Source organism: Streptomyces hilarionis (genome assembly GCF_024539675.1).
Classification (GTDB): domain Bacteria; phylum Actinomycetota; class Actinomycetes; order Streptomycetales; family Streptomycetaceae; genus Streptomyces; species Streptomyces hilarionis.
Genome location: NZ_JAHHIT010000044.1, coordinates 76,361 through 92,155 on the forward strand (window position 1 = coordinate 76,361; position 15,795 = coordinate 92,155).

At 71.8% G+C, this 15,795-nt stretch carries 11 protein-coding genes; 2 read left to right on the plus strand and 9 right to left on the minus strand.

Annotated elements, in window-relative coordinates; genetic code table 11:
* Nucleotides 1–25 precede the first annotated feature (25 nt).
* The gene (locus tag KMS84_RS10455) at nucleotides 26–1,138 is read right to left on the minus strand and encodes an ArsR/SmtB family transcription factor (RefSeq protein ID WP_256915846.1); all 1,113 of its coding nucleotides are present in this window, start codon (nucleotides 1,136–1,138) and stop codon (nucleotides 26–28) included.
* A 350-nt stretch (nucleotides 1,139–1,488) separates the two neighbouring features.
* Here KMS84_RS10455 and KMS84_RS10460 point away from each other — a divergent pair, with 350 nt between their 5' ends.
* A complete protein-coding gene (locus KMS84_RS10460) occupies nucleotides 1,489–2,439 on the plus strand; it encodes a MerR family transcriptional regulator (protein ID WP_256915847.1) in 951 nt (316 codons plus the stop codon).
* Between the two features lie 22 nt (nucleotides 2,440–2,461).
* Here the strand turns inward: KMS84_RS10460 and KMS84_RS10465 are convergent, their stop codons facing one another.
* From KMS84_RS10465 to KMS84_RS10490, 6 genes are all read right to left on the minus strand, one after another.
* Nucleotides 2,462–3,142: a response regulator gene (locus KMS84_RS10465; RefSeq protein WP_256915848.1), complete on the minus strand. Its 681-nt coding sequence runs from the start codon at nucleotides 3,140–3,142 to the stop codon at nucleotides 2,462–2,464.
* Entirely contained in the window at nucleotides 3,139–4,437 is a 1,299-nt protein-coding gene (locus KMS84_RS10470) for a sensor histidine kinase (RefSeq protein ID WP_256915859.1), read from the minus strand. The genes KMS84_RS10465 and KMS84_RS10470 overlap by 4 nt, the downstream gene beginning before the upstream one ends.
* A 170-nt stretch (nucleotides 4,438–4,607) precedes the next feature.
* Nucleotides 4,608–6,722 carry an MMPL family transporter gene (locus KMS84_RS10475; protein WP_256915849.1) on the minus strand — a complete coding sequence of 705 codons (2,115 nt, stop codon included), beginning with the start codon at nucleotides 6,720–6,722 and terminating at the stop codon, nucleotides 4,608–4,610.
* 352 nt (nucleotides 6,723–7,074) lie between these two features.
* The gene (locus tag KMS84_RS10480) at nucleotides 7,075–8,286 is read right to left on the minus strand and encodes a vWA domain-containing protein (RefSeq protein WP_256915860.1); all 1,212 of its coding nucleotides are present in this window, start codon (nucleotides 8,284–8,286) and stop codon (nucleotides 7,075–7,077) included.
* A 125-nt stretch (nucleotides 8,287–8,411) separates the two neighbouring features.
* Nucleotides 8,412–9,710: an AAA family ATPase gene (locus KMS84_RS10485; RefSeq protein ID WP_256915850.1), complete on the minus strand. Its 1,299-nt coding sequence runs from the start codon at nucleotides 9,708–9,710 to the stop codon at nucleotides 8,412–8,414.
* Between the two features lie 133 nt (nucleotides 9,711–9,843).
* Nucleotides 9,844–11,346 carry a hypothetical protein gene (locus tag KMS84_RS10490; protein ID WP_256915851.1) on the minus strand — a complete coding sequence of 501 codons (1,503 nt, stop codon included), beginning with the start codon at nucleotides 11,344–11,346 and terminating at the stop codon, nucleotides 9,844–9,846.
* A 143-nt stretch (nucleotides 11,347–11,489) separates the two neighbouring features.
* Between KMS84_RS10490 and KMS84_RS10495 the strand changes: the two genes are divergently transcribed.
* The gene (locus tag KMS84_RS10495) at nucleotides 11,490–12,023 is read left to right on the plus strand and encodes a cupin domain-containing protein (protein ID WP_256915852.1); all 534 of its coding nucleotides are present in this window, start codon (nucleotides 11,490–11,492) and stop codon (nucleotides 12,021–12,023) included.
* A gap of 314 nt (nucleotides 12,024–12,337) precedes the next feature.
* Here KMS84_RS10495 and KMS84_RS10500 read toward each other — a convergent pair whose 3' ends face one another.
* Nucleotides 12,338–13,906, minus strand: a complete 1,569-nt coding sequence (locus KMS84_RS10500; protein ID WP_256915853.1) for an alpha-L-arabinofuranosidase B — start codon at nucleotides 13,904–13,906, stop codon at nucleotides 12,338–12,340.
* 380 nt (nucleotides 13,907–14,286) lie between these two features.
* Entirely contained in the window at nucleotides 14,287–15,720 is a 1,434-nt protein-coding gene (locus KMS84_RS10505) for a glycoside hydrolase family 43 protein (protein WP_256915854.1), read from the minus strand.
* Nucleotides 15,721–15,795: the final 75 nt, after the last annotated feature.

The window sequence follows — 15,795 nt, forward strand, 5'->3', positions numbered from 1 at the left end:
CCTGATCAACTGATGGAGAATGACGCTAATCAGTGGGGTGGCTCGCGTGCAGGAACGCCTCCAGGCTGGGTGCGAGAGCCGCCACCTGCTCCGGGACCAGCCGGTACAGCACGTAGTAGCCCTCGCGGCGGCGCTCGACCAGACCCGCCTCATTCAGCAGGCGCAGCTGCTTGGAGAGACCGGCCTCGGTGATTCCGACGAGGGGAGCGAGCTCCTGCGTGCTGCGGGGCCGTTCGGCGATCAGCCGCAGGGTCCGCAGGCGGGTGTCGTCGGCCAGCGCCCTGAGGATGCCCGTCAGCCGCGCCGGGGGGATACGCGGGCGGGCCTCCCGGACGATGGAGGACGCGGGAAACACCAGCCCGAGCGGCCAGGGGCCGTCACAGTTGACGCGAACGTGCGGCCATACGTAAACGCTCGGAGCGAGGACGAGCCGCCGTTCCGGCGTGATCTCGACGTCGTGATCGTGGGGTCGTTCCATCCAGACCCGCCCGGCCTCGGGTGCGCAGCGGACCTCCGGCCACAGGCCACGGAACAGGGTGAACAGACCGTGCTCGGCGATCTGACAACCGGCCTCGGCGACGCTTTCGGCGAGCCCCGGCTCGATGCGCTGCCACTCGTGTGAGAACGCTTCCTCCCAGTAGTGCTCCAGCATCTTCAGAAACCGTTCCAACAGTGAGGCAGGCTCATCGAGCAGCAGCCTGGCCAGCCTCTGGTCGCCCGCTGCCCCTGCCTGCTCGTCCAGTCGACGGCGGACGTCGGCTTCGTCGAGGGCAGCGGGGTTCCTGCCGGGCCCGCCCCCCAACGCCTCACCACCCAGCGCGACTGCGAACTCCAGCTGCACCAGCTCCGGGTCGACCGAGCGCAGTCGTCGCAGTTCGTCCTCGAAGCCGAGCAGTTCACCCGTCGGCGACGGGAAGAAGAACTCCGGAAAGTAGGAACGGTAGGCGAAGGAGAACACGTCGATCTCGCGTTTCAGTGCCGGAGACAGCCTGCGCATGGCCCGTACCCAGGCGTGTTGGACGGGATGGTGCTTGGGTTCCACCAGCACGTGCAGGCTCAGCACCGCCTCCATCGACGGCGAGTACGAGAACCCGACGAGTTCCGGGCTGGCCGCGGGGATCCGGAAAGTGATGGTCATGACGACATCATCACCGCGAGCCGGCTGCCTGCGCCGGAAGCGGTGGTCGTCCACGCGTGGCCCACCTGTCCTGCGTGGACCCCCAGCGTGTGAGGCCGCCCAGCGTGAGGGGAGGACGCGCCGGGCTTTTCCGTCCTCGCGCAGAGCACCCGCGACGTTCGCTCCCACTCTGCCGCCCCACCACCCTGGTGGCCGTGCCCGGCTGGTGCCGTAAGGCGTTGGAGCTGCACGGACGGCGCGCGGACCACCGAGGTGCGCTCCGCCGGCCGCGTGCAGGGGGTTGCACCTTCCGTAGCGGCATGTGGTCCGGTGGACCGACGTCCCGATGCCCTGAGGAAAGGTCCCCGCTCATGCACTCGTCCTTCATGCCACCCCGTCAGGTCAAGATCGGCGACGCGGCGGCCTTCGTCGGCTGCACACCACGGGCGATTCGCCATTATCACGAGATCGGCCTGCTCCCCGAGCCCGAGCGGGGCGGCGATGACCGCCGCCGCTACGGGTACGAGGACATGATCCGCTTGCTGTGGATTCGCAAGACGGCCGACGCCGGGATCGCCCTGGACGACATCCGTGACGCCTTCACGACCGGCACGGCCTCCGCCGGTGCGGACAGCGGAGACGGTATCGCGCCCATCCTGGAGCGGTTGGAGGAAACCCTCGCCGAGCAGGAGGCGGAATTGCGGCGGCAACGGACCGCCGTGCAACGGATGCGCACCGAAGGCAGCCGGCTGGGTCTGCTCTCCGACGTCGTCACCGAACGCCTCGACGGCCTGCCCGAGGGCTCCCTGCGTCAGGCGGACCTGGACAGTCTGCTGGTCACTGAGCGGATCTTCGGCCCGCTCGGCGCGGCCGTCCAGGCCACCCGCTTCGCCGTCCTGGCCACGCATCCCGCTCTGCGGGAGGAGTCCGACCGCATCGATGACGCCGAGGCGGCACTCGACGACAGTGTCGCCGTCGATGACCCACGGGTGGCTCAAGTGGCCGTCGAGCGGCACACGTTCGAAAGCGCCCTGCTGGCCGCCATCGAGGAGTCCGGCCTGGGCGGGGACGACGACGCCCTCTTCGACGCCTGGGACACGTGGCACCCTGCCACCGCCGATGACGGCGAGCGCGAGACCGACCTCGGCCCCGGCAGGCGCGAGGCCGACTCCATGAGCGTGGTCGAAGCCACCGGCAAGATGCCCTACGACTTCTCCCCGGCCCGCCTGCGCTGTATGGAACTCGCGGAAGAACTGTCCGCCCGGGACGCACCGCTCCCCGTCCTCGCCCGGGCCCGGCCGGACGGCCGAACCGCCTCGTAGGGAGGGGACTTGGCGGCGGCGCTCAGACCGCCCCGGGTGTCACGAGCCCCGACTCGTACGCCACGATCACCAGCTGCGCCCGGTCGCGTGCCTCCAACTTGCCCATGATGCGGCTGACATGGGTCTTCGCGGTGAGCGGGCTGAGCCCCAGCGCTTCGGCGATCTCGGTGTTGTTGAACCCGCGCGCGACCAGGGTGAGCACCTGCCGCTCCCGCTCGGACAGCACGTCCGGGCCGCCCACCGCGGACATCGCCCTGTCGGGTGCGCGCAGGAAGCGGGCGATGAGCCGCGCGGTGGGTCCTGGCGAGAGCAGGGAGTCCCCGGCGGCCACGGTCCGGATGGCGTCGAGGAGTTCGGCCGGCCGGATGTCCTTCACCAGGAAGCCGGACGCCCCTGCCCGCAGAGCGTCGACGATGTGCTCGTCGGTGTCGTACGTCGTCAGCACGAGCACCTTCACGCCCGCCAAGTCCTCGTCGGCGGCGATGAGACGGGTCGCTTCGATGCCGTCCAGGTCGGGCATGCGGATGTCCATCACGACGAGGTCGGCCCTCGCGGAACGGGCGAGGTCCACGGCCTGCCGCCCGGTGCCCGCCTCGGCGACGACCTCCATGTCGCCGGCGGACGCGACGAGCATCGCGAACGAGGCGCGTACGAGAGTCTGGTCGTCGGCGAGCAGTACGCGGATCGGCGTCGGAGCCGTCACGAGGGTTCCTCCCGGGGCAGCGGCAGCTGAGCGGTCACTTCGAAGCCCTCGGCGGGACCGGGACCGGCGTCCAGTGTGCCGCCCACGCTGCGGGCCCGCTCACGCATCCCGACGAGTCCGAACCCCGGCGCGCCGCCGACGCCTCCCCGCCCGTGCCCGACCCCGTAGCGCACCGCGCCACTCACTCCCTGTCCCGCCCCGTCGTCGGTGACGGTCACCCGCAGGGTCCCTCCCGCCGCCCGCAGTCCCACTCGGACGGTCAGGTCCTCGCGCCCCCCGTGGCGTATGGCGTTGGTGAGCGCCTCCTGCACGATCCGGTAGGCGGCGGCGCCCACCGAGGGCGGCACGCCGTCCGCGTGGACGGACAGTTCGACCTCGGCCCCGGCCACCCTGGCCGCCTCCGCGAGCGCGCCCAGCCCGTCGAGCCCGGGCAGCGGCCCACGCCCGTCCGGAGAGCCGAGCCCGGAACCGGAACTCGGTCCGGAGCCGGGTTCGTCCGCCCACTCGCGTTCCCCTCCGACGCTCACGCTCGTCTCGTCCGCCCGCAGCACCTCCAGCGTCGTACGCAACTCGCCCCGGGCCGTCCGGCAGGTCTCCGCGATGTCGTCGAGCGCCTGGGCCACGGCCCTGCGGTCGAGCCGGTCCGGATCCGCGGTGAGGACGTGGGCCGCCACGGACGTCCGCACCCCGATCAGGGTGATGCTGTGCGCGAGCAGGTCGTGCAGGTCGCGGGCGATCCGCAGCCGCTCCTCGACGACCCGGCGTCGAGCCTCCTCCTCGCGGGTCCGTTCGGCCCGCTCGGCCCGCTCGACGATGGAGGCGACGTACTGGCGGTAGAAACGGGCGTCGACGCCGACGAACAGGACGGTGATGACCCAGCCGGAGATCCGCAGAAGCTCCAGTGCCCCGTCGGGGTTGGTGAAGGTGTTGATGACCAGCGTCGGGCCGAGGACGACGACGGCGGTGAGCAGCGAGCGGCGTACCGTACCGGTCGCCGCGACCGTGTAGAGCGCCACGAGGGTCGCGGGGATCGGCACGGCGTGGTTGTAGTCGAGGGCGTGATACGCGGTGACGCAGGCCGCCACCACGAGCAGCACGAGCAGCGGACGGCTGCGCCGCCATACCAGCGGCACGTGGGCGCCGGCCAGCAGGGCCCAGCCGGGCGGACCGGGCGGGAGTCCGTCGTCGAGGAGCAGCGCGAAGACGACGGCCAGCACGGCGACGCCGACGGCGAGGAACGCGTCGTTGCGGGCGCGGTGCGGCGCGGTGAGCGGGTCGCGGTTGACGACCGCCATGACGCGCTCGATCCGACGGGGCCGCGCGTCCCCCCGTACGACGGTGGTGCTCAAGTCCCTTGCGGCTGAGGTCGCTTCCCGATCCTGCACGACTCCATCTTCCGTCATGGGGGCGCCTCTCCGGCCAAAAGCAGGGGAGGCGCCCGGTCGGCTGTGGTGAGCCCGGCAGGTCAGGGCGCGCCGACCTGTTCCGGCTGCCGCGGCGGCTCGGTCGGTTCGGACGGCCCGGCGCCGGGCACGGGTTCGCGGGAGAGGCCGCCCGGCCACCACACCTTCCGGCGCAGGAGGACGCTGGCACTGGTCACCAGGTACGTCCGTACGAGGAAGGTGTCGAGGAGTACCCCGACGGCGATCACGAAGCCGAGTTCGACGAGTTGCACGAGCCCCATGTTCATCAGCACGGCGAAGGTCGCGGCGAGGACCAGGCCGGCCGAGGCGATGACGGCGCCTGTGCTGCGCAGCGCGGTGAGCGCGGCGGTGGCCGGTTCCGCGCCGGACAGGGACTCCTCCCGCATCCGGTGCATCAGGAAGATGCCGTAGTCGACGCCGAGGGCGACGAGGAACACGAAGGACAGCAGTCCGAGCCCCGGATCGGTTCCCTTGATGTCGAGGACCGGCCCGAAGACCAGCCCGCCGATTCCGAGGGCCGCGCCCCAGACCGCGACCACGGCGGCCACCAGGACGAGCGGCGCGACGAGGCTGCGCAGCAGGACGAACAGGATGAGCAGCACCGAGACGAGGACCAGGGGTACGACGATCTTCGTGTCCCGGCTGTTGGTGTCCTCCAGGTCGATCTGCTGGGCGCTGTCCCCGCCGACGTACGAGCCCTTCAGTTCGCTGCGCAGGGACTTGATGGTGGCGGTCTCGCCCGCCGACTGGGGTGCGTCCTTCGCGATGACGGAGATCTCGGCCCAGCCGTCTCCCGTACGGCCCTTCTCGGCGCTCTCGACTCCCCGGGTGTCCCGGATCGCCGCGAGGGTCCGGTCGGCCTGGTCCGCCGGGGTGATCACGTCGATGGGCTGGATGCCGCGCTCGGGGAAGGCCCGGGCGAGGGTCTGCATGGCGGTGACGGCCTCCGGCTTGGTGACGAAGGAGTCCTCCTGCTTGACCGGTCCCGGCAGGTTGAGCGTGCCGAGGGCGAGTGCGCCGAGCAGGACGGCTCCGGTCGCGAGCACGGTCAGCGGCCTGCGTGCGGCGGAGTCGCCCATCGCGGCGAAGAGGCCGCGCCGCGCCTTGTGTTCGCTGCCGTAGGCCGGGACGAGCGGCCAGAAGACCCGCCGCCCGAGCAGGACGAGAACGGCCGGGAGCAGTGTCAGCATCGCGATCAGCGCGCACAGCACACCGACCGTGCCGAGCGGGCCCATCCCGCGGCTGCTGTTGAGATCGGCGGCGAGCAGGCACAGCAGGCCGGCGGCGACCGTGCCGGAGGAGGCGAGCACGGCGGGCCCGCAACCGCGCAGGGCGGCGGCCATGGCGTCGTACGGGCGCTCGATGCGCCGCAGTTCCTCCCGGTAGCGGGATACGAGGAGCAGTGCGTAGTCGGTTCCCGCGCCGAACACGAGGATCGTCATCACGCCGGAGCTCTGGCCCGTGACGGTGGTGCCGAAGGCCTGGTGGAGCCCGTACGCGACGCCCATCGACATGTAGTCGGCGATGCCGGCGACGACGAGCGGCACGAGCCACAGCACCGGGCTGCGGTAGATCAGGATCAGCAGGAGGGCGACGACGGCGACGGTGGTGTAGAGCAGTGGCCCGCCGAGTGAGTCGTAGACCTTGCCGGCGTCCGTGCCGAGCGCTGCGGTGCCGCCCACCTCGACGCTCAGCCCGTCCTGGTCGCGGGCGATGCCGCGGACGTCCTCGACGAGCGCGTCCCGCAGCTTCTCGTCGTGCCCGGGCTCGTTGCTGACGACGGGGTACATGAGGGTCGTACCGTCGTCGGACGCAATCCCCTTGGGCGTCCCGCCGACCAGCTCATGCGCTTGGGCGATCTCGGCGACCTGCCCGGCCGCCATCCGCCGGTCGTCGGCGCTCAGCCCGCCGTCCCGGTGATACACGATCACCATCTCGGTGCTCTCGCCCCCGGGCAGCGCGTCCTGTAGGCGGGCCGCTCGGGTCGAGTCGGCGCTGGAGGGCAGGTAGTCGGTGGCCCGGTCGTGCTGCACGTCGCCGATCTTGGCCGCGAACGGGCCGACCAGCGCGAGTGCGGCCACCCAAAGCCCGAGCAGCACCCAGGGCACGGCTCGCCTGCGTCCCCCACCCTTCGTGGTTGTCTTCCCGACCGTCATGAGCAGATCTCCCTCGCTACGACTACGACCGTTTCAGTTGTCAGCCTTCCGGCACGGGAAGGTGTTGGCGTCGGACGGGAGGGGGAGCCCGCCGGTACTGCCCGGGGTGGCCGGGGGTGCGGATTACTCCCCCGGGAGTATCGGCAGCCGCGGGTGCATGGTCGTCTGCGGGGGCGGGTGGGGTTGGGGGCATGGTTCCCCGTCCGGGCGACGGGGACGTGCCGCTCCACATCGCGGGTCCGGGTCGACGAGCCAGGTGCGCAGTCCCAGGGGCTGTCGCGCAGCGCATCCCGGGACCCGGGGCATCGGTCGCGCGCGGTGCGGCGGCCGGTGAGAGCCGCCGCTCGCCCGCTCAGCCGATCTGGACGACGCGCGCCCAGGACGGCGGGGTCTCGGGCACGTAGTCGGGATTCTCCTCGTCCCTGGCGCGCAGGGGGCGGGGGAAGAGACCGACGACGGTGCGGCAGGGCGGCGGCGCGGAGGGCCACGGCGTCTGACCGTCCGTGAGCGCGACGATCACGTCCGGGCGCGGCCCGGAGCGCAGCGCCCGGGCGAAACCCGACCGCAGGTCCGTGCCTCCGCCGCCGACCAGCTCGATGTTCTCGGCGCGGCACAGAGGAACGGCGACTCCGGCCGCGGCGTCGCAGGAGACGACCGACACCAGGTCGCGCCGGCCGCCCACCGCCCGCGAGATCGCCGCCACCTCCAGCAGTGCACTGCCCAGCTCGGCGTCGCTCACCGAGCCGGAGGTGTCGATCACGACGCACACGCGGGGTGGTGTCCGGCGCAGGCTCGGCAGCACCACCCCGGGGACACTGGCGGAGCGACGGGACGGGCGCCGGTAGCTGTGGTTCTCGCCGCCTCCGGGCGCACCCGCCGCCGAGCGGACCGCCGCCCCCAGCAACTGTCGCCAGGGCTGCGCCGGATGGAACGCCTGGTCCGCCCACCGGCGCCACCCCTCCGGGGCCTCGCCGGGCCGCCCCTTGATGCCCTCCGCGACCCGGAAACGCACGGCGTCCCGTTGCTGCCGGGTCAGTCCGTGCGCCCCTTCCGGACCCAGTTCCCACGGCCGCTCCTGTCCGTCGGCGCCGCCTCCGCAGTCCAGCCAGGCGAGATCCGCCGCGAGCCCGGCCATCGACGCGGTCCGCAGGTACTCCTCCATCAGCAGCCCCGGGGCCAACCGCAGCAGCCCGGGCAGCACCGCTCCCGTCGGCCGGGGCAGACCGTCTCCGTAGATGTCGTCGTTGATCTCGAAGTCCGCGGCGATGTTCCGCCGCAACCGCTCGCCCGGACCGAACGCCTCGTGCTGCTGTGCGTAGCGTTCGCTCCGGCCGTGGTGGTCCCGGAGGAGGTGGGACACCTCGTGCACCCAGACGCCCGCCAGTTCCTCCACCGGCATGCGAGCCACGAACGCGGGGGACACGTAGCAGCGCCAGTGCGCGTCCACCGCCATCGTGGGCACCGACCGTTCCTCCACCACGTGCAGCGCGAAGAGAGCGTCGGCGAGGTAGGGGCGCACCTTCACCGCGTGCAGCCGCGCGGCGAGCAACTTGGCCGTGTCCAGGGGGAGGCCGGCTGCCTCGGCCTGCCCGCCGGAGCCGTTCGGTGGCCTGAGCGGGGTGGCCCGGACGGGACGCGGCGGCGCGGGCGGGGGCAGCGGACGGGGCACCGGAGGCTTCTGGACAGCGGTCACCGGCCCGCCCCCGGACGGCCGGCCGTGGCCACCACGCCGACCCGCCGCACCGACCGGTCCGCCGCAAGGGCCAGGCCGATCACCGCGGCCAGCCGGTCCATCGTCTCCGGCACCTCCCAGTCGTCGCGACGCAGCCCGGCCAGGGCCGATGCCGGGCCGACCAGCAGATCCGCAGCGCCGGTCTCCAGCGCGCGGACCAGCACGGCCCAGCCCGCCTCCCAGCGCCTGCGTTCCGGCCGTGCACCGACGGCGGCGACGACCGAATCCAGCACCGCCTGCCGCAGGTCGCCCCGCTGCGGCAGCACCGCGGCGGCGGGATCGGCCAGCAGGGATTCCGGATCCGGCAGGTCCATCCGGTCCAGATAGGCGCACAGTTCGAGCCCTGCTCCGTCACCCACCGCACCGCGTACGAGCAGAGCCAGGACGTCACGGGAGACCGAGGCGGCCGTGGCGAAGGCGAGCAGTGTCAGGGCGGCGTCCCAACTGCGGGGCGACGGCCAGGCACCGCCGCGCCGGGTCTCACTGTTCGGCAACCGGTGGATCAGCGTCGGCCGGGCGGCCAGGAATCCGCACACCACGCGACGGGAGAACGCCACGGCCTCCGGCAGACGCTCGGGCGCCAGCCGGGGGAGTTCCGCCCTGGGCCAGACGCCACCGAGCCCGCGTACCACCACCTCCTGGTCGTGCACCCAGTACAGGTGGACGAACCGGTTGGCCAGCGGCGGACTGAGTTCCCACCCGTCGGCTGCGGACGCGCGCGGGTTGGCGGCGGCCACGATCCGCACACCCGGCGGCAGTTGCAGCGCGCCGACCCGGCGTTCGAGGACGACCCGGAGCAGGGCGGCCTGAACGGCCGGTGTGGCGGTGGAGAGTTCGTCCAGGAAGAGCAGGCCGCGTCCGGCGCGCACGAGGTCGACGGCCCACTGCGGCGGAGCCATCGGCACGCCCTGGACCGCCGGGTCCTCGCCCACGATCGGCAGCCCCGAGAAGTCGGACGGCTCATGGACGCTGGCGATCACCGTGGTCAGCGGCAGGTCGAGGGAAGCGGCCAGCTGGGTGAGGGCCGCGGTCTTGCCGATGCCCGGCTCGCCCCACAAGAGCACGGGCAGGTCCGCTGCGACGGCGATGGTGAGTGCTTCGAGTTGTTCGTCCGGACGCGATTCGGTGGTGGTCGTCCGCAGGAGGGTCAACAGGCTGTCGGCAATGGCGAGTTGGGCGCCCGTCTCCTTCGCCCGGCCGGAGGGGGAGGGATCGGCGGACGGCGTCGGGGTGTGCAGGAGGGTGCTGGAAGTCATGGGATCACCTGGAGAGGATCGAGGGAGCGGAAAGGTCCGTTCCGGAGGTCGAGAGTGGGGGTGCGCGCAACGCGCGGCGGAGGAACGGTGTGGCCGGACGGTGGGGGGCCGGCGCGCGTGGCCGGCGCGTCGGTCAGGGAAGCAGACCGATGCGGGGCCGCGACCGGCTGCTCAGCTTGTGGCGCACGGAAGGCGGCGTACGGCGTTCCAGACGGGGCCGGTGGTCCGATCTGGCCCGCCTCGCGCCAGGGACGCCGTCGCTGCCCGCGTCACCGGCGGCCAGGTGCGCGGACTGCAACCCCGAGCGGAAGAGGCCATGCTCGAGTCGGCGGGCCATGGCCGAGTCCAGCTCGTCCCGGAGCGGCCCGTCGCGCAGGATCGCGCCGGGGCCGAGCAGCCCTTCGAGTACGGCGAACGCCCCGGTGACGTCACCGTGGCCCAGCCGCTCCCGGACCGCGGGCAGAGCCTCCGGGGCGCGGTGCACCGCGTCGATCGCCCGCAGGCACGGCAGCGGGGGCCCGCCGAGCGCCACGAGCATCTCCTCGCGCCGTAGTTGGTCGCGGTCGTGGTCGACCGCGGTCAGCACGCCGTCCCGCAGCGCGATCCGGTGGACCTCGCCCCGGCACTCCACACGATGCGGATCGCCCGGCGGTCGCGTGGAGGAGCCCGCGGACGCGGAGCCGTTCGGCGCCAGCACGTCCACGAGGAGGGGGTGCAGACGCTCGGCCGGCACGAGCCCGGCGCGCAGCAGCTCCAGATCGGGCAGCACCCGGGCCGCCGCTTCCGGCAGCACCGGAAGCACGGCGACCTCGTGCGGTGGCAGCGCGTCCTCGGGCAGGGGCCGCAGCGCGGGGACATGGCTGTCGTCCGGGGCGACGAGTTCGAGCACCGTGCGGCTCCGCGAACCGAGCCGCACGGTGAACGCCCCGCGGGGAAGGCCCTCGGCGCGCAACAGCAGTTCGGCCTCGGCGGCCCACCTCCCCACAGCCCAGCAGGAGTCGAGGCCCACGCGACCCTCGGTCGCGTCCGCGGGGAACGGATCGTCCGGTGGGTGACCGGGGTCGGGTGCCGATCGGGAACGGAGCCCGTCCACACCGCACCGCCAGGCCAGTTCGCCGACCCGGTCCGCGTCCCAGAGATGCCGGTGGAGGTCCAGCCGGAAGCGCCGTTCGGGATGCGGATGCGGATGCGGATGACGGCCGGGGGAGCCGCTCCCCGGGCCCTCCCACAGGGCGAGGGACATGTGCTGCCCGCCGTCCGCCCGGGCCGGCGGTGTCCGCACCACCAGGTGCAGCGGCGCGCCGCCGGGTCTGCGGTAGCGGGCAAGCGTGAGGGTGAGTCCGGGGCGGAGCCGTCCGTCCGGGGCGCTGCGGGGCATGTGCCACCGCAGCAGGTCCGGCGCCAGCCGACGCAGATCCTGACGGAGCCGTGCGGTGAGATCGGTGCCGTGACGGTCGCGCACGGCGCGCAGATCGAGGTCGACGTAGACGCGGGCGGCCGCGCAGGCCCCCGCCCAGTCGCCGACCGCACGCCGCGCGGCCGCTTCCTCGATCATGGACGGTGGCACGGCGTACTCGCGCACGCGCTGCCACATCGACAGGTGGGGCGGAATCTCCGTCGCGAAGTGATGTGCCATCAGCACTCACCTTGCGCGAATGATTCCCCCAATCCGAGAGTGGAGAAGGTCTTCATCCCGCGCATCGTAACCACGCCGACGACGATCTGTCTCCCCCGATTTCCCGCGTCGCCACCGACGGTCCGACGGCTCACACTGGCGTGATGAGCGATCACGAAACGCCCGATCCGGCCCGTCCGCTGCTGCGCCGTCCCGAGGACGGAGAGCTCATCGACGTCGCCGGTGTCGCCCACTTCTTCCGGCTCACCGGCGCACACACGGCCGGGCACTTCGCCTTCGAGGAGTTCAGCCTCGCACCCGGCGTCATCGGCGCCAGGCCGCACGTGCACGACGGCCACGACGAGTACTTCTACGTGCTGGAGGGCGAGTTGACGCTGCACACCGGGGAGGGCGAGGTGGTGGCCGGACCAGGGCACCTGCTCGCCGCCACGCGTGGCACCCCGCACGGCTTCCGCAACGCGGGCCCGCTCACCGCCAGGGCACTGTGCCTGTACACACCCGCCGGATACGAGGACTACTTCCGGGACGTCCACGCCGCCGTGGCCGGCGGAGCCGACGCGACCGACGCCCTGCTGGAGGAGTTCCGCGGTCGCTACCGAACGCGCTCCCACGTGGTCCCGACGGAACCGCTTCCGGCGTCCCGGACGGCGCCCGGCCCTGAGAAGCGCAGCAGCTGACGTGCGACGCTGCCGGCGATTGCCCGCCGGGGCCCGAGGGACGCCGCCCACCTCTGCGTGGACGCGACCGGTCGCGCGAGCACCGATGGCCACCTCGCCGGTGGACAGCGCCGCGTCACGACGGTGGAGTCGACGGCGCGGGGATGGATCTCTGCGACTGCGGATGTGACAAGCCTGCCGAGTGCATGGTCCGGGTGCGCGCCGCACGGTGGAGACCGTGCGTGCGTCGTGGACGCGGTATGCGCTCGGCAGGCGTGTCGGGGTGAGCAGTGCCTTCTCTCAGATCACCTCTCCTTGGCGAGGCCGGTTGCTCGTCAGCTCCAGGGAGAGGTGGTGAGCCAGCTGGTGTCCTGGGCCCATGACGTCGTGGAGTCCCAGGTGTTGGCGCCGCCGTTGCCGGCTATGTAGGCCGTGTAGTTGTAGTGGCGGATGTACTTCGTCGGGAAGTTGAACGACTGGAACGACTTTCCGACCCCGCTGTTGCCGGTGGTGGGGCAGAAGGTGGCGTCCTGCGCGAACGCGGCAGCTCCGTTGTCGGTGTTCAGATAGAGCTGGTAGTTGAAGTGGCGCAGGAACTGGCCGGGCTTGTCGGCGGACTCGAAGGACAGGCAGGAGCTGTTGGCGAGACCGTTGCGGACGATCCAGGTGGCGTCGGCCTTGTCGGTGGCCGGGCTGGCGGTGTTGATGCTGGAGATGACGACTTTGGTGTCGGCGTCGTCGTGGCGCAGGTAGTGCGAGGTGCAGCAGGGCGAGGTGGTTGCCTGGAGGGAGATCCGGGAGCCGGGGGTCAGTGAGCCGGTGCTGGTCGAGCCGCTGGTGTAGCCGGCCGCGGTGATGTTGGCCTGGACGGCGTTCTCGGTGGCGTCGGAGGGGTAGCCCTGGGTCATGACGCCTTCGTAGAAGGTGCCTTGGCCGCTGTTGCTGTTGTCACCGCCGATGCCGAGAATGATCGCGCCCTGCTTCTTCATCGGGTTGTAGCCGGTGTCGTTGGGGCGTACGCCGTTGTAGAAGGTGGACAGGCCGCCCGACTGGGCGTTGCCGCCGCGGATGGCCCACTGGTTGGGGCCGCCCTTGAGCATGGCGGTCAGGAACCGGTTGTCGATGCTGGGGTCGCCCGCGTTGAATCCGCGGTTCACGCCGGAGAACAGGCCGTTCTCCAGGTCGGCCATGACCCAGGGGCCGTTGCCGCTGCCCCAGCCCCAGCCTTTGCTGTTGCCGAAGTAGAGGGCCTCCATGGTGCCGTTGCCGTCGTCGTTGCCGCTCGTCTCGGCGTTGCCGTAGTCGAAGCAGCAGCCGCCGTTGAAGTGCGTGCCGTCGAAGATCGCGTACATGCCCTCGGGCTGGTCGCCGGTGGCGATGCCGTTGGTGTTGTTGTTGCGGTAGCCGGTGCCGGGGGCCACGTAGACGCCGTACGCCTTGTGGCCGCCCACGGTGACCGGCGCCTCGAACGCGTTGGCCAGGTTGTCGTTCCCGCCCGCCGCCGGCCCGGGCCAGTGCCCCCTCAGCGCTTGGGTGAGGTTGTTGCCCTTGGGGGACTGGTCGTAGATGACGGTGATGACGCAGCTGGTGTTCGCGCAGAACGAGTCCTGCTGGGCGGCGTCGGCGTAGCCGCCGGAGCTCAGTAGGCCGATGTTCTTGGTGGCGTTGTCGGAGGCACGCTTGACCTGGTACAGCGGGCCGTTGTACGCCCCGTACAGGGCGCGGGTGGTGCTGTGTGCCGCTACGCAGGGGGTGTTGCCCGCGGCGTAGATGTCGCATGGGCCCTGGGTCGCGGCCTGCGAAGTGGTGGCTGTCGCGGTGAGCAGGCCGGCGGCGAGGGCGGCGGTGGCACCGGCGGCGAGCAGCGCGCGTCTGACGCTGCGCATCCACAATGGCTTGATCATGAAGGGCTCCTCCAGAGGGTGGGGTGCGGTACGTCGACGCACGCTCGGTGTCCGGTGGCGCGGACGGCGAGGGTTGCCTCGGCGCTGCCGGGCCCGGTGCCGGAGTCTGTGCTCTGCGGCACCGGGCCCGGTGCTGGGTGCTCGCCGGCTCCAGGGGGGGGCGGCGAGTCGGTCGGTGTCCTCGGCCCACGACGTCGGGCGGTCCCGGGCGCATCTCAGGCGGTGGATCTGCCCGCACGCGGATCTCGGCCGGGCTTCACGGACCCGGGGGGGGCGCCGGCGTACTCCGGGAAGTGCCGGCGCCCGCTGGGGCCGACCAGGGCCGGCAGCGGTCGCGTCCCGGTGTCGTCAGCGCGTTCCTCGTCCTTGTCGACGTGGGGTCAGCTCGTCACACGGAAGGTGGCGTCGCCGCGTCCCGTCGCGGTGGTGATCGGGTCGAGGCGCAACTCGTAGGCGTAGTGGCGGATGTAGCGGTCCGGGTAGTTGTACGACTGGAACGACGACCAGCCGGCGTCGGCGAGGCCGGCCACCTTGCGGAAGGTGGCGTCCGCGGCGAACTGGCTGCTGCCGTCGTTGCGGACCAGCTGGAAGTCGAAGGTGAAGTGGCGCAGGAAGTAGCCGGGGTGGTTCACCGACTCGAAGGAGACGGTGCCGGTGCCCGCCAGGCCGGGGCGCAGCCGGAACTGGCCGTCCTCGGCGGGGCTCACGCCGGGATCGATGCGCACGTCGAAGTCGGTCTGGCGCACGTAACGGTCCTGGAAGTTGTACGACTGGAGCCGCTGGGCGGGGGTGTTGGGCCAGCGGGCGAGAACGCGGCTCTCCTCGGCGGCGGTCAGGTTCATGATCCAGCCGTGGCGCTTCTTCGTGCCGCCCATGCTGTAGCTTCCCGAAGCCTGCCTCTGGTAGGAGGCGGGGTTGGACGGGTCGGTCGTCAGGACCGGCATGTAGCCGCCGCCGGAGGCGTACTGGTCGAGGTAGAGGGCCCACTTGTCGGTGCCGTTGAACTTCATCCACATCGGGCCCTCGACCATCGACCCGGTCAGGCCGATGCCGGAGAGGTCGCCGAGCCGGGTCCAGGTTCCGAGGATGGAGTTGCTGCCCTCGAGGGTGATCTGGCCGTCACCGGAAGCGCGTACGTAGCGGTAGCCGCCCACTCCGGTCGGCATCTCGATGATCTGGGTGTCGATGATCTCCTGCGTGCCGGGGCGCTCGATGTAGGTCTGCGGAGTGGTGATGGTGCGGAAGTCGCCGGTGCGGGCGTAGTAGATGCGGTGCTTCGTCTTGCCGTCGCGGGGCACGTTCGTCGCCCAGTACAGGACGTAGTCGTTGGTCTGCGGGTCCCAGATCGCCTCGGGCGCCCAGGCGTTGCGGCCGTCGGGGATGGCGCCGGCGACGTTGAGCAGCCACGGCTGCGACCAGGTGACCAGGTCCGTCGACTCCCACACCACCAGGTTGCGGCTGCCGTTGTTGATGGAGGAGTTCCAGTCCTGCCCGCAGCCGATGCACAGGTCGGTTGCGATGATCCAGTACTTGCTGCCGTCGGGGGATCTCACGAATGCGGGGTCGCGCACCCCCTTCGTGCCGACGGTGGAGCGCAGGACCATCCCCCCGCCGTTGAGGTCGTTCCAGTGCAGGCCGTCCGTGCTGTGCGAGAGGTACATCTGCTGGTTGGTCGCCCCCTCACCGGTGAAGTGGACCATGAGGTAACCCGGATCGGCTGCGTCGGCCCGTTGGGGTGTGGTCAGGGCCTGGCCGGCGAAGAGGAGGCATGCGGCGAGCAATATCACCGTCAGCCGGGCGCGGAGCGCGGACATGGGGATCTCCTGTCTTCGTGCAGGTGCCACCGTCGGGAGCGGGAGGGGCGGGGTGGCGGGGAGTGCGTCTCGGTG